This is a genomic window from Kineosporia corallincola (genome assembly GCF_018499875.1).
In the GTDB taxonomy this organism is placed as follows: Bacteria; Actinomycetota; Actinomycetes; order Actinomycetales; family Kineosporiaceae; genus Kineosporia; species Kineosporia corallincola.
Genome location: NZ_JAHBAY010000024.1, coordinates 24,789 through 43,888 on the forward strand (window position 1 = coordinate 24,789; position 19,100 = coordinate 43,888).

At 64.9% G+C, this 19,100-nt stretch carries 14 protein-coding genes; 12 read left to right on the forward strand and 2 right to left on the reverse strand.

Annotated elements, in window-relative coordinates:
* Positions 1-7 precede the first annotated feature (7 nt).
* From KIH74_RS34700 to KIH74_RS34725, 7 genes are all read left to right on the forward strand, one after another.
* The gene (locus tag KIH74_RS34700; RefSeq protein WP_214160689.1) at positions 8-1,903 is read left to right on the forward strand and encodes a radical SAM/SPASM domain-containing protein; all 1,896 of its coding nucleotides are present in this window, start codon (positions 8-10) and stop codon (positions 1,901-1,903) included.
* Between the two features lie 628 nt (positions 1,904-2,531).
* Positions 2,532-3,266 carry a hypothetical protein gene (locus KIH74_RS34705; RefSeq protein ID WP_214160690.1) on the forward strand — a complete coding sequence of 245 codons (735 nt, stop codon included), beginning with the start codon at positions 2,532-2,534 and terminating at the stop codon, positions 3,264-3,266.
* 3 nt (positions 3,267-3,269) lie between these two features.
* A complete protein-coding gene (locus tag KIH74_RS34710) occupies positions 3,270-3,884 on the forward strand; it encodes a nucleoside/nucleotide kinase family protein (RefSeq protein ID WP_214160691.1) in 615 nt (204 codons plus the stop codon).
* 26 nt (positions 3,885-3,910) lie between these two features.
* Positions 3,911-4,759: a protein kinase domain-containing protein gene (locus KIH74_RS34715; RefSeq protein ID WP_214160692.1), complete on the forward strand. Its 849-nt coding sequence runs from the start codon at positions 3,911-3,913 to the stop codon at positions 4,757-4,759.
* A gap of 121 nt (positions 4,760-4,880) precedes the next feature.
* Positions 4,881-5,015: a hypothetical protein gene (locus tag KIH74_RS38220; RefSeq protein ID WP_281431635.1), complete on the forward strand. Its 135-nt coding sequence runs from the start codon at positions 4,881-4,883 to the stop codon at positions 5,013-5,015.
* An 86-nt stretch (positions 5,016-5,101) separates the two neighbouring features.
* The gene (locus tag KIH74_RS34720) at positions 5,102-6,001 is read left to right on the forward strand and encodes an aKG-HExxH-type peptide beta-hydroxylase (protein WP_214160693.1); all 900 of its coding nucleotides are present in this window, start codon (positions 5,102-5,104) and stop codon (positions 5,999-6,001) included.
* Positions 5,998-7,299 carry a serine hydrolase domain-containing protein gene (locus KIH74_RS34725; protein WP_214160694.1) on the forward strand — a complete coding sequence of 434 codons (1,302 nt, stop codon included), beginning with the start codon at positions 5,998-6,000 and terminating at the stop codon, positions 7,297-7,299. The genes KIH74_RS34720 and KIH74_RS34725 overlap by 4 nt, the downstream gene beginning before the upstream one ends.
* Positions 7,300-7,596: 297 nt before the next feature.
* Here KIH74_RS34725 and KIH74_RS34730 read toward each other — a convergent pair whose 3' ends face one another.
* Positions 7,597-8,475, reverse strand: coding sequence for a DUF4240 domain-containing protein (locus KIH74_RS34730; protein ID WP_214160695.1), 879 nt, complete (start codon positions 8,473-8,475; stop codon positions 7,597-7,599).
* A gap of 191 nt (positions 8,476-8,666) precedes the next feature.
* On the reverse strand, positions 8,667-9,167 hold the full coding sequence (locus KIH74_RS34735; RefSeq protein ID WP_214160696.1) for an NUDIX hydrolase: 501 nt from the start codon (positions 9,165-9,167) through the stop codon (positions 8,667-8,669).
* 1,152 nt (positions 9,168-10,319) lie between these two features.
* Between KIH74_RS34735 and cas7g the strand changes: the two genes are divergently transcribed.
* The 5 genes from cas7g to cas4g/cas1g are packed head-to-tail and all read left to right on the forward strand — an operon-like array spanning position 10,320 to position 19,090.
* Entirely contained in the window at positions 10,320-11,591 is a 1,272-nt protein-coding gene (gene cas7g, locus KIH74_RS34740) for a type I-G CRISPR-associated RAMP protein Csb1/Cas7g (protein ID WP_214160697.1), read from the forward strand.
* Positions 11,588-13,129: a type I-G CRISPR-associated protein Csb2 gene (gene csb2 / locus KIH74_RS34745; RefSeq protein ID WP_214160698.1), complete on the forward strand. Its 1,542-nt coding sequence runs from the start codon at positions 11,588-11,590 to the stop codon at positions 13,127-13,129. The genes cas7g and csb2 overlap by 4 nt, the downstream gene beginning before the upstream one ends.
* Entirely contained in the window at positions 13,126-16,386 is a 3,261-nt protein-coding gene (gene cas3g, locus KIH74_RS34750; protein ID WP_214160699.1) for a type I-G CRISPR-associated helicase/endonuclease Cas3g, read from the forward strand. The genes csb2 and cas3g overlap by 4 nt, the downstream gene beginning before the upstream one ends.
* The gene (locus KIH74_RS34755; protein ID WP_214160700.1) at positions 16,383-17,408 is read left to right on the forward strand and encodes a type I-G CRISPR-associated protein, Cas3-extension family; all 1,026 of its coding nucleotides are present in this window, start codon (positions 16,383-16,385) and stop codon (positions 17,406-17,408) included. Before cas3g ends, KIH74_RS34755 begins: the two co-directional genes overlap by 4 nt.
* Positions 17,396-19,090, forward strand: a complete 1,695-nt coding sequence (cas4g/cas1g, locus tag KIH74_RS34760) for a CRISPR-associated endonuclease Cas4g/Cas1g (RefSeq protein ID WP_214160701.1) — start codon at positions 17,396-17,398, stop codon at positions 19,088-19,090. The genes KIH74_RS34755 and cas4g/cas1g overlap by 13 nt, the downstream gene beginning before the upstream one ends.
* The last annotated feature ends 10 nt before the right edge of the window (positions 19,091-19,100 follow it).

Consider the following 19,100-nt stretch of genomic DNA (forward strand, 5'->3'; position numbering starts at 1 on the left):
GCAGGCGGTGTCGCAGCACACGGACGAACATCCTGGACTTGGGTCGCTGTACCGCAGGCTGAGTGTTGACGACGTGTCCTCGGCGGTCTCGGTGATCGTCAAGGTCCGCGGCGAGACCTGCGACATCGACTGTCTGTACTGCTACGAAAAGCGCAAGGCCGCGCCTGGAGGAGCGCGCGTCAGCCCGGCTCAGATCCGGCAGCTGACCGAGCTCTTCCAGGGACGTCCCCTCGCGATCGAACTACACGGCGGTGAACCACTGACAGCGGGCCGCGACCACATCGCGGCCATCCTGGAGGAACTTGGCCAGCTCCCGCAGGTGGTCCGGGTCACCATGCAGACGAACGGTGTCCAACTCGACGACGAGTGGCTCGACCTATTCGACGAGCTGTGCCCAGACCTTCAGCTCGGGATCTCCCTCGACGGGGACGCTCGCGGCAACGCGTGGCGAGTCGGCTACGACGGCCAACCCGTCTACCCACGCGTTCGCGCAGCACTGGAGTTCTTGGCCCGACGTGGTCGGCAGGTCGGCCTGATCGCTGCGGTCACTCCACCTCTGCTGGGCCGAGCCGAGGAAGTTCTCGATCATCTCGCTGCCTTCGGCTCGGTGAATGCGATCAGCTTCGTTCCGTGCTTCGACGCGACGGTGGTCCGACCGACCGCCACGTCGGGACGGCGCCTGACACCGAGCCGTGAGCTTCAGTCGGCCTCCATTTCTTCAGACGCCGGGCCGGCTTGGGCCATCACCCACAGCGAGTACGCCGACTTCGTGTTGGCCGTGACTGCTCGCTGGATCGCCGGGGGTCACTTTGCCAGGATCAAGCTGGAGCCAGCGGTCTCGACCATCCGCAGGCTTCGCGGCCTGGACAGCGGCTTCTGCCACTTCTCCAACCTGAAGTGCGATCACGTCTTCACCCTGTATCCCAATGGTCAGCTCGGCAGCTGCGACGAGCTGCCTTGGCCGAAGGCCCGCTTGGTCCAGCTCAACGACCGCTCCTCGCAGGGGAAGGTGATCGCCGAGCAGGAGAGCTCGGCTCTCCTCGCCGAAGGCCGAGCCCTGATGAACCGCTGCTCGGATTGCGCCTATCGCGAGACCTGCGGCGGAGGCTGCATCGCGACACGATGGCGAGCCCACGGCACATCGCCCGACGCGAGCGACGCCTACTGCGACTACCGCATGCGCATGGTCGACGGTGTCTCCGCCCTCCTGGCCCAGCCGCGCCACCACGAAGGCGCTTGGTGCCGCTCGTGGCGGTGGCGCCCCCGCAATCCCAACCGAATGAGATCCATTCCGGAGTTCCTTGAACGCTGGGACGCCGACCACCAGCACCACGCGGATGTCCGACTGTTGACCAGCGGGCACGGGAACATCAACACGGTCGGTCTCCCGGGCGTCCACGACGCGGACGACCTCTACCCCCGCCATCCACGCTGGCGCGAAGCCATCGAAGACGGCGTCTGGCCTCTCGTCGACGTCCTCACCAACCGGTGGGGCCTGATCACCTACGACAGCTGCGCGGGCCACCAGTACCGAGGACTCTCCATCCCCACGAGCAGCCGTCGCGTCGGTCTCCTACCGCGAACCGAGGACGAGTACGCCCGCGCGGCGGCGTGTCTTTGTCGCGTGGCCTCCGAAGTACGGGGAAAGCTTCCCGCTGGAGTTGAAGTCTCCCTCGGCAGAGCCAACCTGGAATGTGAGACGACGAGCCAGAAGGTGCCCGTTCTGGACCTTGCCCTCACCCCAAGCCCTGAGGCGACCTGGGATACATACTTCCGTAACGTCGACGAGGCGACGCGGGTCCTTGGCGCAGCGGTCACGAATATTTCTCTGGAGAGCGACGTTTCCTGCGCCTGCCTGGGGCACCGCTCGCTCATCGACGCGGACCGGGCAGTTGCCGGATGAAGGCCGCAGACGCAGCAACCGTCCATCAGCTACTTGGACGGATAACGTACTTTCACGTGATCTTCATCGAGCCATCGCTGAGACCTTCCACCGCCGGAGCCGCGCGAACCGAGCCGTGCTGCAACCATCGTGCTCCGCCGGGCAACCCAAGACCAGAACAGACGAGCGCTGCGATTTCTCAGTCGGCTTGGCAAGCGCTGGTTCAAATTGCCTACAGCGTAGGTAATTACCAATTGGTATGCCCGAGCGATTCTGGCGACTGTTGCGCCAAGTGCCGCATCTCGCGATCTGCCGCAGCGGTCGCGGATGCCTGGCTACAGACGGAATGCCGCGTCTACCGAGCCACCGAACCAGCAGCCACAGTTCGTGAATCATGCCGCACGACCTCGGCCCAGATCATTTCACGTGCCTTTGAGATTCAGCACCACTGCCACTGTTCCGATGGCCAAGGGCCGCCATCAGCCCCGGTTTCCCCGCTGCCCGATCTGGACCGTCACCCGCTCACCGGGGAGCTTCTGTCGCTCTGGCGAGACCCGGTGTCGGGGAGTCGAGCGCCCGTCATCACCTGGCTCAACCACTGCCCGGGCATTCAAGATATCCGCCGAATCCTCGAATCAAGGGGGCTCACATGATCCACATCGCCGAGACCGTCGGCATCGGCAGTATCGAAAACTTCCTCGACGAGGAAGAGCGGCTACACCTCGCCAAGCTGATGACCGAGGTGCTCGACAGCGCCGAGGCCGGCACCTTCGGGGCCAAGCGCCGCACCACCATCCACGAGATTCCCGGACACGACGAGCAGCAAGCCATGGCGGTCTACGAGCCCCTAGGCCGAGTCGAGATCTTCGGACTCCCAGAGGCCGTCGAGAACATCCTTCAGGCCGCCTTCGAACGCTCTCGGCCCGCCCTCGCCCGCGTCATGCCCTCGATCACGCACTGCCGCCCCTGGACGTACGTCGAATACGGCCCCGGTCAGCACATCACCAGCCACCTGGACGGCATTGCCCCGGATCCGTTGGCCTGGCCCCGGCAGATCGCTGGCATCAGCGTCGTTGTCAGTGAGCCAGAGGCCGGCGGCGGCTTCTTCATCGAATCCACTTCTAGCGAGCAACTCTGGAATCGGCCCCTACCGCAGACCGACAACAACGGCTACGCCGACGGCATGTGGCTGGCACATGACGGCGCCGACAACTCGTCTCTCTGGTTCCAGACCATGCCGCGCACCCGCTGGTCGGTCGAGCCTGCCCCCGGAACCGCCCTGCTGTACGGTTCCCAGCTCGCCCACGGTACCCATCCCGTCTCCGCCGGGAGGATCGGGAAGTTCATCAGCTGGCTGGCTGCAGACGCAACCGCTGAGGCGTAGGCGATGCTGCTGGCCCTGGAAGGTATCGCCGGAGCCGGCAAGAGCACCATCCGCGATCACCTTCTCACCGAAGCGCATGCAAAAGGCTTAACGGTCAACCACATCGGCCAGTTCTCCTGGCTGTCACTACCCGCCACTCGCACCCTGGTGAAACTCCGCGCAGGCCAACCAGGTGACTACGCGAACGACGTCCAAGCAGCACAGACAGACCTCGCACTGCACAACACGTTCAACCTCGTCCCCGCCATGGGGCAGGGGCATGTCCTGGCCGACCGGTTCTCGCTCTCCACCGCCTGTCTGCTCGCTTTGAGCCATCGCCAAGCCGTTGCTCCCTTGGTCGAACGCCTCGCCCAGGAACCAACAGCAAGGCCATCCCTCACCGTCCTACTGACCACAGACCTGTCGCTATGCCGACAGCGGCTCGCTCATCGCGAATCTGGCCAGCGATTCACCGAAGGCTCGGCCGAGATGGCCGACCTCGCTCAGCTCTACCGCGAAGCCTTGACCCACTGGGCCAGATTCACCGATCTCCCAGTCCTGATGCACCCCTGCTCATCCAAAGCCGATCTGGACTTCCTCGTCAGCGCGTGCCTACGCCAACTCCAGGAGCACCAGTAGCTCACCCCGTCCGAAGGAGCCCGCCCATGGACCTACACCCGCTGCATCCGGCCGCATGGGTGCTCCACCAGCTGTCCCAGGACGGATGGCAGGTGGACAAGCTCCTCACCTTCACCCGCGCAAGCACCCTCGCTCTCGCGCATCGCAAAGACAGCGAGACCGTCGTCATCAAAGCCGGATTCGGATCGAACCACGTGCTGGCCGAACTCGATGCCGAACAGCGTGCGTCCGCCTACGGCTTCTACTGGTACGCACAGCTCACCGAGAATGAACGGGCCCTCAGCCGAGACGCCTTCCGTGAAGAGGCTGACCTCACCGAAGAAGCCAGCGCCCTCGCCCACATGGTCCCCCTACTCGACCGGGGAACGTCCGCCAAGTTCGACTGGTACACCATGCCCTGGCTCAGCGGCGGAAACTTCCGTGAACACATGCTGGTCCAGCCGCCCTCCGCCCAAGGCCTGTGGATACTCGCCGACGTCGCTGAAGCACTATCGCACCTTCACGAAATCGGGATCGTGCACCGCGACGTCTACCAAGAGAACATCCTCATCCACGAAGGACGTGGGCACCTCACCGATCTCGGGGCAGCCCGACGCCTCACAACCCCACGCGGTCCAGAACGCCGCCAGCCCGAGGTTCACTGGCCACCCGAGTACCTGGACGACTACCGCAACGCGACCACCGCCGCCGACATCTTCAGCCTCGGCGTCTTGATCTACCGCTACCTCTGCGGAGACATCCCCCGACTCGATGCCGACCACGAACGCCTGCCGGTCGCCCTACGCAACGTGGTCGCAGCGGCACTGGCTCGTCATCCACGGCAACGACCATCAGCAGGCGAACTCGTCGACGCCCTACGAGCTCCACGGTCGTAACCGGCTGACCAGAGGAGGAACCAGTCATGCCCCCAGTGAGATCGCCGCCCAGTCGAACACGTGAACGCAGCGCTCCGGAAGCCAATCCGTCCGCTACTACCTGTTTCAGGAGAGGACCAGCATGAGCAACGACCGGATCACCGAGTTCCTGGCCAGCGTCGAGGAACTGCGGGGAGAGGACGACGCCGTCCGCACGACGGCCCACACGTCCAGCGTCTCGGCCGAAGGATGGCCGACCACGACCAGCTCGGTCTGACGTAGGCCCGTCCCAATGCCCGCGGGGCCGGCCTGGTTCAACAACGGACCAGGCCGGCCCTTCCTGACTCACGAGAGAGATCCGAGATGCCTGACTTCACGTTCACTCCGACCAACCGCCTTCACGAGGAACGCACCCACCGCATCTATTCGCTCCTCCACCACGGCGACGTAGCCAAGGATAAAAGCCCAGCGCGAGCGCTCGCCTACGCTCTGGCCCACCATTCCCTGGAAGGAAGCGAGGCCGCGGCCCGGGCCGGGGACGCAGCCACCTTCGACTGGTACGCCAACCAGCCACTCACCGAGATGCGGGGCATCTTCACGCTCACCGTGGCCGGACCCCGCGTCGTCGTAAGCCCCGAACTCGACCAACTCCCCAGGTCCCCGATCTCGGAAACCCCCTACTACGTGATCGGCGACCAGACGCAACCACCGCCGGCTGAGACGCAGACGCTCGCCGCGGGCGCCTTCGCCGTCGCATCGGACGCCGGGTTCGGCGAACTGCTGCACCAACACGCCGTAGTGATGTGCCTCCTCAGAAGCAAGTCCCTCGGACAGACGCTCGACAGCTGGACGATCACGCGCCTGCCCGGAACAGTCTTCATGGACCACGTCAACGACCCAGTAATCCTGGGCCGTGACCTCATCCACGAGGCAGGCCACAACTGGCTCAACGACGCGCTCACCGCCACCGACACCAAGATCGACGACCAGAGTTACTTCTGGTCACCCTGGAAGCAATCACAGCGACCCGCGTTCGGCTTCATCCACGCCTGCTGGGCGTTCCCGCTGACCATGATCTACAGCGCCTGGGCCCGCGACAAGGCGGAACCGGAGATCGCCGAGTTCCTGACCACCTACCTGAACAAGCAGCGCCCCCTCCTCGCCGAAACGAGTGCCGATCACCAGCAGGCCATGAAGCTGATCCCCGACCAGGGCCTGCGTGAGCGGCTCATCGCGGTCTACGAGCAGGCGCTCACACTGTGACCGTCCTCGGCCAAGGACGCCCCGGGCTGTCGCTCCTCGTCCACCGGCCAGGCCACGAGCCCTTCGCCTGGAACACGGGCATGGCAAGCCTCGAGCACCAGGTGCCGATTGGACCCGACACGAACTTCAACGTAGGGTCCGTCGCGAAGCAGATCACGGCACAACTCGTGCTCGACGCGTCCCACGAATGCCTGCTGGACCTCGACCAGCCGGCCGACGACCTAGACCCCGACCTTCAGATCAAAGACATCAACGTCGGCGAGCTCATCACCCATGGCTCCGGGCTCAGAGACGTCGAATCTCTACTCTCGCTGGCCGGATTCCGCCCTCTCGATCACTACACAGCCCCTGACCTGCTCGCGCTCGCCTATCGTCAACGCGAGCGCGTCGTGGCTGCGGACGACTTCCTGTACGCCAACACGAACTACCTGCTGCTCGCCAAGATCCTCGAAACCGTCCGTCAAGAACCTCTCCCGGACCTCGCGCGCCGAACGATCTTCGAGCCGCTCAACATGCACAACACCAGGTTCTGCGCCGACCCCCAGCAAATCGTCCCCAACGCAGCCTCCGCCTACCGCCAGATCGGCAGCAACTGGAGCCACGCCCGAACCCCCGTGGCGCTGCCCGGCCCCGGCTCGCTGTGGACCACCGCACAGGACCTGGACCTCTGGCTGCAGCACCTTCACGGTCGCTGGCGAACCGGTGGCCAACGCCTCCTCTACCAAGAACTTCTGAACTACCGGGCGAGCGACCACGCCCCCTACCTCTACGGACCCGGGCTCTACGGAGTCGAGGACTCGGATCAGCCTCGGGTCTTCCATTTCGGGCATGAGCAGGGATTCTCCGCAGCCACCCACCTGACCAGCAACGGCAGCCGCGTGGTCTGCCTGGCGAACGGGTCCGACGTCTCGGCCGATCGAGTTGCCACAGCCATGCTGGAGAACCTCGACCATCCGGATCTGCTTCCAATCGCGCTGAAGACCATTGCCCAGCAGACACGCCGCCAACCACCGCCCCGGAGCGTTCCAGCCAGCTCTTCGAGCGAGCTCGGCCCGTTCAGCTGTCCAGACGTTCCGGGAGTGGTGCGCCTTACCCGGTCGAATCGTGGACTCGAACTTTGGCGACGAGGAACCGGAGATCAGCTCACCCAGATCAGCGCAGAGCAGTTCTCGGGCCCCGGATACACGCTGACTCTCGAAGATCCTCAAGCGCCCGACCGGGGCTTCCGCCTCGATCTTGAGCGTGCACCTTGCCTTGCATACCAGCTGCGCGCCGGTGCGTCGCCCTCGACTGTTTAATCCCGTTGAACATTCGAATCGCACCGCCCCGTAGGGTCATAAAGCTCCGACAACGACCAGACGCCCGTACCAGCCGATACATTCCATTCTGCACTGATCGAACGCGGCTCGGGCCGGGTCGCCCGCAGGCCGGGACTGCCCTCCTCAGAGGAATGATCGCTGCCCCACGAACCCGCCGAACCGGACTCCAGATCCAGAAGCGCCATCAACAGCCCCGGCTGCGCCTGCCTGCCCTCGCTCGTGGCTCGGCCGGATGGATGCGGATGGGAGGGCTGGGCAGGACAAGGTGATCGAGGGTCATTTCGCCTTCGCAGAGAGCTTTTTCAGGGCCTCCTCGAACGCTGCGTCCAGCACATCGTGGGCCCACTGCTCGAGATCGTCCAGCGCCTGACAGTCTTTCAACGGCAGATGTGCGGTGAGGCTGACCCAGACCAGGGAACCGGACCGGTCTCGGCTGACTCTGATGGCCTTCTGCGACGGCGAGCGAACAAGGGCCACCTCGAACTCCACCTGATCGACGCCCAGTTCCTGGAGGGCCTCACGTCGGCCAGGCACGGCCGCGGCGCGCGCCAGAGCTGCCCGGGTCGTCAAGTCGAAGGCAGGCCATGCCTTCTTGGCCGCCCACGTGCGCGTGACCGCTGGGTCGTCGATGTCGAACCCGACCCCAGCCCACTGCGGCGCCGGATCGACAAGGCCACCAGGCACGGGCTCAGGAACGGCAACCGCGTCGTGGAACCCGGCAGGGTTCGATCCAGTCTCGATCTGCTCGGTTCCCGGCAGAGAACCGTCCCTGACCGACAACGCGGCGAAGACACGGTCCGTGGCCTGGACCAGATACTCCGAGTCCATGACACCGGGCCACGGACGCGACGCGATCATCTGTGGGTCGTTCAGCACCCGCCCGTACACGTGCGGCCCGGCCAGGACGATCGCGCAGCGCACGGCGACGAACAGGTCTGGATCAGGGTCTTCCCACTCATCGTATGGATTGGATGCCGCCTGCTCGTAATGCGAGAGCGTGTCCAGCGCGTAGAGCTTGTCGATCAGCAGACGCCCGAAAGCCTCCACCGACGCCGGCGCCTCAGCCGAAAGACGGCTTCGGAAAGCAGACATCGCGCCAGCATCCGAGCCTTCCCCGGCCGCCGCGATGATCTCCCAGAACGTGACCTCGTCCACCCCAGCCCTTTTCCATCGTGCCGCTTCAATCATGCCCAGCTTCGGACTCGCGCGATCGAAGTTGCCACGCTCACCGGATCGAGCAGAAACCTACAGGCCGCGCTTGACGTCCTTCCCGAGCGCTGACCTGGGATCGGCGGGACCGTGCGCTCAACCTGGGACGGCCACCGGAGATTGTTCACAGCCTCCGGTCACGTCACGGAAGAAGATTCTTCGCCGTGGTCTGACCATCCGTGGATAGTTAGACCAGGACCGCTTTCGAGATATCCCCGTAGGCCTGCTGCCGGATACGGGATCAAATTTTCGGGTAGGTCATGGACGGTGAACCACTGCAGTTGCAGACACTTGTCCAGTTCCCGGTTGATCGGGTCATTCTCCCACTCGGTGGCCTCAAAGAAGAATCCGATGCGGTCGCGGGCACCGTCGCCTTGGTGATGGTGCACGGTGTGGACGAGCCGGATGTGCTCGGGGTCGACGACGACGCCGGTTTCCTCGAATGCTTCTCGGACCGTGGCCACGGTGATGGTTTCGCCCGGGTCGAGTTTGCCGGAGGGGGCGTGCCACTGGCCGTATCCGTAGGGGCCACCGCGCTGGGACAGCAGGATCTTGTCGCCGTCGCGCAGGATCAGGTGCACATCGATGATCGGGCCGGCCGCGGTGCTGATGCTGGTGGAGATCATGCTGTCGGTCATGAGCGTCGTCCCGGGTCGGGGGCAGGGTTGGTCGATGCGACCGTAGCGGAGAGCAGGCCACTGACGTGAACGATCGGCGCCGTGCTCGCTGAGGTCGACATCGCTGTAGGCCTGCATCTGCTGGGCGTCGTAGCCGGCGGCCAGGACCGTTCCCAGACGACCGATCTCATTGCGCAGCTCGACGTGAGCAACTGCGGGTGTACCAGGTGAGGGTGCGCAGGGCGGTGCAGAGCGCCGGATTGCGCCAGCGGGAGGACGCCATCTGGAATTCGCTGCTGCGGGCCCGGTTCGGAGGACCCGTAGCCACGCCGCGCTCCGCGGACAACTCGGCACGCCCAGTAGCTAGGCGAGGTGGGTGCCGGTGCCCACGCTCGAACAGATCCGGTCCAGACGCAGCAGGGCAAGGAACAGGGCTACATACACCCTCAGCGATGGCATTCAGGGGCGCCCCGGCACCGGGACGCCCCTGAAGCGCCCAGGAGCCTCGGCGATCACCGGGGAATGGGGCTTGCAGGATCCCCTCGGAAGATCCACTAGCTAGCCGCAACGAAGCCGCATCCGCGGAACGGGACGAGTGTAAGCCATCCCTCTGCGTAGTCAGGTTTCTATTCTAGACCGTGGAACTTCCCAGGGGCCAGGGGGAAACTTCGCGGGCGGGTCGCCGTGACCTACTCGCCAGGAGGGCCTACCTTCGCCACTTGGACGAGCAGCGGGAGATGCTGATCGTCGGAACCGGGCAACCGGTGCTCCGAGTGGCCGCTCGTAGCAACAGCTTTGCCCCATCAGCTACTACCCGCCGGTTACACGAATCTGCCTACGCTGACTCCAGGAGGGGAAGCCATGTCCCATCGTGCATCGCCGCACCACCGCCGAGATATATCTGAGCATGCGTCCCGTTATCGCGCTCGGGTTTCGAAAAGGCTTGATCTCGTGGGTAAGGCACTCTCCGCCATCACCAGCACGGCTCGTTTGGTCTACCTCTTGCTGATTGGCCGCGATGTGCTCTGACGACATGGACCAGGCGAAGCGGGAGTCGCCAGGGAGCCCAGGTCACGATCCTGGTTGCTGGCCCATCCGAACGATTCTCATCGCTGGCGCGCGCTAGAGGCGATCAGCCACTTCCTGACAACCTTTCCAGGTCCAACGACTCAGATGGCACTCAACCTGCATCCCTCCCCCATTCGCCCCATAATGCCCTGGAGCCTCACCGATTACGGCGATTCCTGCCATGCTTCGTGGCCGGTCATCATTCTGGCATCGGGGGAAAGAATGGCTCAGCAGAACGTGTACGACGTCCTGGCGCAGGCAGCGGCGCTGGAAGGCGACATCGGCGGCATCCGTATCACGGCTGTCTACGATCCTATCGGGGGTGAGGGCAGCCGGGTGTTCCCTCCGACATACCCGTCCACCGATGAGAAGCCTTACCTGATCGAGAAGCGCCGCGTGGACGGTAAGGAGCGTGAGGACGCGCTGTTGTCCTCCTCTGCCGGACAGGCCAACATCGCCGAGCAGGCGCTGCTGCGAGCCTGGGGCAGTGGTGAGATCTCGCTGCCCATCATGCGGCTCCTCCATCAAGGACAGGCCGAAATGACGCTGACATCGCTGGAGTTCCCGCACCGCTACGCCGACGCCTACGTCCGCGACAGTCTTCTCGATGGGCAGCCGTTCGACAGGAGCGAACTCGGCCAGGCACTGCGCGCGGCGACGCCTGACGACGCGCGGGCGTTGTTCCGTCACGACCCGGGATCACTCGTTTTCGGGGCCTGGGACTCGCACCGCAAGGGCCGGCAGCAGCGTTTCCCGCGCATTTACAGCAGCGAACTGATCGGCTGGGACCCGGTGGTGGCCAAGCGCAGTGCCGGACGGCTGGACCCGCTGAACCTCAAGGGTGCCGTGAAGCCGGAAAAAGACGCCCAGGGCTGGGATTTTGTGGCCAGCGGCCAGAAAGTCAAGGGTGAACGGCTGAGCGAGATCGGTCACGGGAACATCGCACCGAACCCCCAGCACGGCGGGGTGACCATCAGCTCGGCACAGCGCATGGCGACGATCTCGTTGGCCGGTCTGGACCGGATCGGCTTCGGAGACGCCCCGCGCGAGGCGTCGGTGGCGGCTCGCGTGGCCTTGGCCGCCTACGCCCTGCTGGCGGACCGTCTGGCGTTCTCAGCCCCGAGCCTGTGGCTGCGCAGTGGTTGCGAGCTCATGTTGCGGGAAGAGCGACTGGAATGGGTTCGCCGGGGGAACGTCACCGACCGGTTCGAGCTGTCCCGGCGAGAGGCCGTGGAACTGTTCCAGAACGCTGTCCAGCGCTCGGCCGCCGCGGGAATCGGCTTCGCCACCGACGTCATTGATCTGCGTCCGTCTCCGGCTCTGGCCAAGGCCATTGACTTTTCGCTGACCTCGGCCGCACCGGAGGCCGGCGAGTGACGTCACACCTGGTGGTCGCCGTCGAACTGGTCACCGGAGCGTACGACGCGGCCGACAGTGAGGACCGGCGCCTGGCGGAGTGGCCACCGCATCCAGCACGGCTGTTCTGCTCCCTGGTGTCAGTGGCACGGGGTGAGGACGAGCGCTCGGCTCTGCGGTGGTTGGAGCAGCAGGGGCCCCCTCTCGTGGCGGCGTCGGTGGATCACTCGACCTCCAGAACTGCATCGTACGTGGTGACCAATCAGCGGTCCCTGACCGGTGGAAGTCAGTTTCATCCTGGGCGTTCCAACCAGTTACGTAGCCGCAGCCGTGTTTTTCCCGGCAGTTCGCGGATCGAATTCGTGTGGCAGGTCGCTCCGGATCAGCAGATCATCGCTCATCTGGATGCGATGTGTGCCCGCGTTCCGTATCTGGGTCGGGCCACCGGGATGGCGACGCTCACGGCCAGCCGTCGGGCGGCAGAGATTATCGAAGAGGTAGACGTTTTCGAGCCTGTTCCGGATGATGACAAGGTCGCGGTCGCGGGGCAGTTGATGCTGAGAACCCCGTATCCGGGCTATCTGGCTGCGTTGGACGAGCAGTACGAGCTGGACATGCCGGCGTGGCTGGCCAATCGCTTCACCGAGTACCGGCTACGGAGCGATCCCGAGGATCATGTTGCGCTGCGGCAGGTGCATCCGTCGCTGTATCGCGACGTGGTGATCCTGCGGTTCGTCAACCTGCGTCCGCAGGGGCGTCTCGGCCCGGAGTTCGTCGAGGCACTGAGATCGTCGGTGCTGCGGTCGGCCGGCCCGAACGCCCCGGGTGTTCTGCATGGTCACGGCGCCGATGGACGTCCGCACGTCGCCTTCCTGGCACTGCCCAACGTGGCTCCGCAGCCGGTGTCCCGGACCTCGGACGCCTGGCATCGATCCTGGGGGCATCTGCTGGGAATCGCTGTGGCTGTACCGGAGCTCGACGCGGCGGAAAGGCGTGCGGTGCTGTCCGCGGTTCTTGGGCTCAGGCGCCTGAACGAGAACAACGAGCAGGTGATCACACTGGAGATCGATCGTATCGGCGCGGTGCAACTGCGGTACGAACCGACGCTGATCAAACCGTTTGGGGTGACACCCGAGCGGTGGCGGCGCTCTGCTCGTTGCTGGAGCAGCGTCAGCCCGGTCGTGCTGGACAAGTATCCGCGGCGTTCGATGACTGCGGAGGACATTGTGCTGGGGTCGGTGCGTCAGGCCGGCCTGCCTGAGCCGGTGGACATCAGTGTGAGCCGCTCTCCCCTGCTGCCAGGAGCCTCCCAGTTGCAGCCGATCGATCTGCCGAAGAAGTTTCGGGGTCGTCTTTTTCGGCATGTGACGCTCACTTTCGCCGAAGAGGTGGCCGGCCCGGTACTGATCGGGGCCGGTCGGTATCTCGGCCTCGGGCTGATGGCTCCGGTGTCGGGTAAGACCGATCGCGATGCCGGAGGCGAATCCTCCGACCCCGCGACCGAAGACGTCATCGACCTGACAACTCAGGTCGGCGCACCCTCCGGAGGCGACCTGTGACCGATGTGATCGCTGACAGCGGGGATCTCCCGGTGGTGATGCACGATCACCCCTTGAATGCTAAAGACTTTGCGCTCTTCTATCAGGCCGTGCATGGGCATCAACCATTCCCATGGCAGTCCGATCTGGTGACCTGGGTGCTGGCCGAGCTGAGCTGGCCACAATTGGTAGATGTTCCGACCGGGCTGGGCAAGACCTCGCTGCTCGATGTCGCCGTCTTCGTCGCGGCCGCTACGGCCGACACCGCTGGGCCGGAACGGGTCGGGCGTCGCCGCTGCCTGTTTGTCGTTGACCGGCGGGTGGTGGTCGACGAGGCCTACGAGCACGCCCTGAAGATTTCCGATGCGCTGCAAGATCCCACCTCGTCATCGGAAACACGTTCTCCAGAACAAGTCTCGGCGCTGGAAGCCGTTGCAGCCAACCTGCAAGGCCTTCGCGGGCACCGCCAGACGCCCCGAGGCCGGTTGCTGCCGGTCACCCGGATGCGCGGTGGGACTATGTGGTCCTCGTCCTGGAGCGATCGCCCGGATGATCTCGCTGTTGTCATCGGTACCGTGGATCAGGTTGGCAGTCGATTGCTGTTTCGAGGCTACGGTGTCGGTGATCGGCGCAAACCCCTGGACGCTGCGATGGTCGGTAACGATGCCCTCCTGCTGGTCGATGAGGCGCATCTTGCCCGTGCTCTCCTGAGCACCACGCAAGCGGCGCAGCATCGGGACAGCACGTCTACGGGATTGCCTAAACTCGACATCGTCCAGATGACGGCGACCGCCGCCCCGGAGAAAATTCCGATCGGGGAAAGCGTCTTCGCCTTCGACGAGCAAGCTCACCTCCGGCAGCCCGAACCGAACCGGCGCCTGACAGCGTCCAAGAATTTGATGCTTCATCTCGCGGACAAAAAGACCGTCATCAAGGCGCTCGCGACGGCCGCCGAGCACCTGGCCGCCCCCGTTCGGGATGCCGACGCTTCAGCGGTCGGCCCAGTCGTGCTGGTGGTGTGCAACACGATCGACACCGCGCGGGCTGTCCATCAGCTGCTGGAAAAGAATCTGCAAAAGTCCCGAACAGAAGACACCACCGATCTAGCCTTGCTGATCGGGCGTTCGCGCCCGGCCGACCGCGTCGGTCTGGACGCACGGATCCGTTCGCGATTCGGCATTGGTGCTGAGCGAACACAACATCCGGCGATCCTTGTGGCCACCCAGACAGTGGAAGTCGGGGTCAATCTGGACGTCGATGCTCTGGTGAGTGAATCCGCGTCATGGGACGCCCTGGTCCAGCGACTCGGACGGTTGAACCGCCTGGGCCAGCTGACCGATCGCCTGCCTGGCGTGGCGGAAGCCACGGCCGTCATCGTGCATGACGGGCAACCCGACGGTCCGGTGTACGGAGCCGCTCGCGACGCGACCTGGCATTTCCTGACACAGCTGACCGGCGTCTCGAGCAACCTTGCCGCCGGCTTCGCAGCGTCCGGCTCAACCCTGCATGTCTCGCCCTTGGAATGCCGGGCCTTGAACCGCCAGGCCCCCGCCACCGCGTTCATGGCCGCCCCAGAGGTCCCGGTTCTGACAACGCCGATTCTGGATCGGTGGGTCCGGACCGGCCCCATTCCTTTGGACGATCCTCCCATCGATCCCTACCTGCACGGCTTTTCCGGAGGATCACCAACCGTGAGCCTGCTGTGGCGTGAAGGCCTGGGCTCGCCCTCCGACCCCACGGACCTGGTCGATGAGTGGATTGAGGACGACGCCCTCTCGCACGCTCTGCTCGCGGCGTGTCCACCGCTGGCTGGTGAACAGGTCGAGGTGCCGCTCCACACGGCACGGCGATGGATGCTGGGTCAGCGAGCCACCCCGGTGTCTGATCTGGACGACGCGCCCGACCCCGAAGCGCCGCTCAAGCAGGAGACTCAACCGTTCGAGGTTCTGGCCTGGCGCGAACCGTCGGCGGCTGACGGCGAGCGCCGCGGCCCGGAGGCACGCTGGACCTGGGTCAGCGGTGATCAGATCCGTCCCGGCGATCAGCTGGTCGTTCCCGTCGAGCGGGGCGGCCTCGACTCCTACGGCTGGTGTCCTCCCTCGCGTGAGCCGGTCGCTGACGCCCACTCACTCGCGGCGATCGACGTAGGCCGGCTGAGCCTCGTCGTCGATCAGGTGCTTCCGGCCCGGCTTGGATTCGATACCGACTCCAGCCGGGAGGTCGAGGCGGTCATTGCCGACATCGGCCGAGCCTTCCGCCGGGACGAGGACAACGTCGACCTCAGGTCAACCGGTACAGACGAACAGACATCATCTCTCCGGCTGCTGACCCAGCGCCTGATCGACGCGTTGACTCGAGGACTGACCGCGCCAACACCAGACACCGCGACATTGCGAGACCTCGGAGCGCCGGGCTGGTGCCTGCCCCAGCGCAGGGCAGACCTGAGCGAACTACTGTCACAGGCGAGAACGTCGGCCTGCGTCCGGGACGTCATGCCCGTAACCGGCGGGGCGATGCCCTCTCGCTCGATCCCGGTACTGCAATGGCGGCCACCAAAAAGCAGCAGGTCCGCTTCTCTTGCAGAAGAACTCGGTACCGGCGGCCCGACAGGGGCAGCGCTAACAGACCGAAGTGACGAGGACTCATCGTCCTCGTCCATCGGTACCGGCAACCAGGTCACTCTCGAACAGCATCACACCAACGTCCGCTCCCGCAGCCGAGAGATAGCCACCAACCTGGGACTCGAGGCGTCCCTGATCGACCTGCTCGCCGACGCCGCCGGCTGGCACGACCTCGGAAAGGCCGAGCACCGATTCCAAGTGATGCTGCACGGCGGAGACGAACTCGAGGCCTTGGCCAGCTCGACCGTTCTGGCGAAATCTGGCATGGACCCGAACGACCGCCACGCCTGGCGACTCGCCCGGAACCGCAGTCGTCTGCCGCGTGGGGCGCGGCACGAAGCATGGTCGGCCGCACTGGTCCTGGAACAGGTGAACCGCCATCCGTACGACGGGGACCAAGAACTACTCATTCACCTCGTCGCATCCCACCACGGTCACGCGCGGCCCCTGCTGCCACTGATCCTCGACACCGATCCTGCCCCCATCAGTACATCCCTGAATGATGACACCGTCAGCATCTCCAGCCAGCAAACAGTCGACCTGGACCACCCCGCCCGCTTCGACCGGCTCAACCAGCGGTACGGACGTTGGGGCCTGGCGCTGCTCGAAAGCATCATCCGCTGCGCCGACATGACCGTCTCCGCGGAGGGATCATGAACGTCCACGCTCTTCCCGCCCTGGACGGCCGCTCGCCACTGGCGTTCCTGTGCGCCCTGGGCATCCTGCGGCTCCTCAACGACAACAGGCATCCCGACGCCCGTCTGGCCTTCGATCCCAGAACGAACGAGGCTCAGCTAACGTCTAGACATCACACGGTGGACGAGGTGGTCACCGATCTTCGGAACGTCGCCGACAGCATCGCCACCGAGGCGGTCGTGCCAGACGTACCCGCCGACTTTCCACCCCCCGGCGCAGCACCGGACCGGCTCCGTCTACCGCGCAAGGAATTCCGAGATCTCGCCGAACACCTCAGCCAATCCCCTCGCGCGGCGCTGGCGGAACGGTGGATGTGCAGCCTGGTCACCGATCTCAGCTTGGACGAGAAAGGACGTGGCGATGTCAGCCTCTACACGGCGCATTCCGGAAAGCAGTCCATGCACACCATGCTGCGCGCTCCCCTCAACTTCGTCCGCGACAACCCCGACGTACTACGGCAGGCACTGATCGGCTGGCGCCGCTATCCAGGCGTCACCGGCGAATACCTCGACAACCAAGTGCTTTTCGATGCCGCCGATGCCCAAGACGGAATCTCTCGGGAACGTGGAGTCCCCGGGGCCACATGGCTCGCGCTGATGTCATACCCGCTGTTTCTCACGACTGCACGTGGATCCGAACCGAGTACCTCCGGCTGGCAGCGCATTCGCCAGGGAAAGTCGCGGATCAATCGGCTCATTTATCCACTGTGGAGCAGACCCCTCGACCAAACCGGTGCGATCACGCTGCTCACCCACCCCTTCCTGCGAGACGCCCAGGCAGGCCCGCCGCCCCGGTCCGCGCTCGCCGCATCGGTCTTCTCCGTCTGCGTGGCCGAGCGACAGCGCCTGCCCGGGCGCACGTTCGCCGGCGTGCTCACACCGGTACGACCACAACCAGAACGCAGCCAGCAGCGCAAACGCGCGACCACCGCGCGCACCCGACCTAGCGGAAGCCCACCCTCCACCGGTCCGTGGATCATCTGATGGCCGCCGACGGGGAGAAGACCTCGGAGCCTCCGGCGTTGGTGCCGGCCCGCATGGTAAACGAATTCATCTACTGCCCAAGACTTTTCCATCTCGAATGGGTTCAATCCCGCTTCGCCATCAGTGACGACGTCGAAGAAGGCCTGTACGTCCATCGCGTCGTCGACGAAGCCTCTTCCGATCTGCCGGACCCGGACGAGCACCTCGAGCGCTTCGCCGGGCGCAAGAGCCGATCGTTCTGGCTTTCGTCCACCGAACTCGGGCTGACCGCGAAACTAGACATCGCTGAGGTCGACTCGGCCGGGCTCGTGGTGCCCGTCGACTACAAGAAGGGCGCACCGGACCCACACGGCAAGGTCTGGGATACCGACCGGATCCAGTCGCTGATCCAGGCCCTGCTCCTGCGCGACGCTGGTTACCCGGTAGAACAGGCCGAAGTCTGGTACAACGAGACCCGCCAACGGATGACGATCGACATCACCGACCAAACACTCTCCGAGGTCCGCGAAGTCCTCATCCACCTGCACGAGGTCGCCTCCGATCCACAACCACCCCGTCCCCTCATCAACAGCCCGAAATGCCCGCGGTGCAGCCTCGTCGGGATCTGCATGCCCGACGAAATCACCACGCTCCGCCCCCACGAGAAGCCTCGCCCCCGCAGGCTACTGGCAGCCGACCCCGACAACCGCCCGGTCTATGTGCAGGAGCAGGGAACCGTGGTCGGCGTTCGTCGCGGCCGACTCGAGGTTTTCAAGGAAGGGCAGACCCTGGCGAGCTATCGGCTCATCGACGTCAGCCAACTCTGCCTTCAAGGCAACATCACCGTAAGCCCGCAAGCAGTACGCGAGTTGATGGCCCGCGAGATCCCGATCTGCTGGTTCTCCTACGGCGGCTGGTTCGCCGGCATGGCACAAGGACTACCCGGCAAGAACATCGATCTACGAAAGTCCCAGTTCACCATCACCTCTGAGCAACAGACAGCGATCGCTTCCCGAATGATCGAAGCAAAAATTCGTAACGGCCGAACACTCTTGCGCCGCAACAGCCGAAACCTCCCGGAACACGCTCCCGGTCAGCTCCTCGATCTGGCCAAGCAGGCCGCCGAGGCCACCGCAGCACCATCCTTGCTCGGACTCGAAGGCGCCGCTGCCCGCATCTACTTCAGCCACTTCACCAGCATGTTCATCCCTGACCCGCCCGTCCAGACCGACCGGTTCGACACCAACGGACGAGCCCGACGCCCACCCCCTGATCCCGTCAACGCCCTGCTGTCGTTCCTCTACTCACTCCTGGTCAAAGACATCACTGCGACCCTCACCATGATCGGATTCGACCCCTACTACGGCGTCTATCACCGACCCCGCTTCGGCCGGCCCGCACTCTCCCTCGACCTGGCAGAAGAGTTCCGGCCCATCGTCGCCGACGCCACGGTGATCCAACTGGTCAACAACCGCGAGATCCGCGCCCATCACTTTCTCCAAAAAGCCGGCGCCTGCCAGCTCACAGCCGACGGCCGCAAAGCCGTGATCGGCTGCTACGAAAGGCGAATGGCCCACGAGATCAAACATCCCACCTTCGGCTACCGCGTCACATACCGCCGGGCCCTGGACGTCCAAGCACGCATTCTGGCAGCACACCTCACCGGCGAGATACCCGAGTACACGCCCTTCACCACTCGATAACCACCTCGCA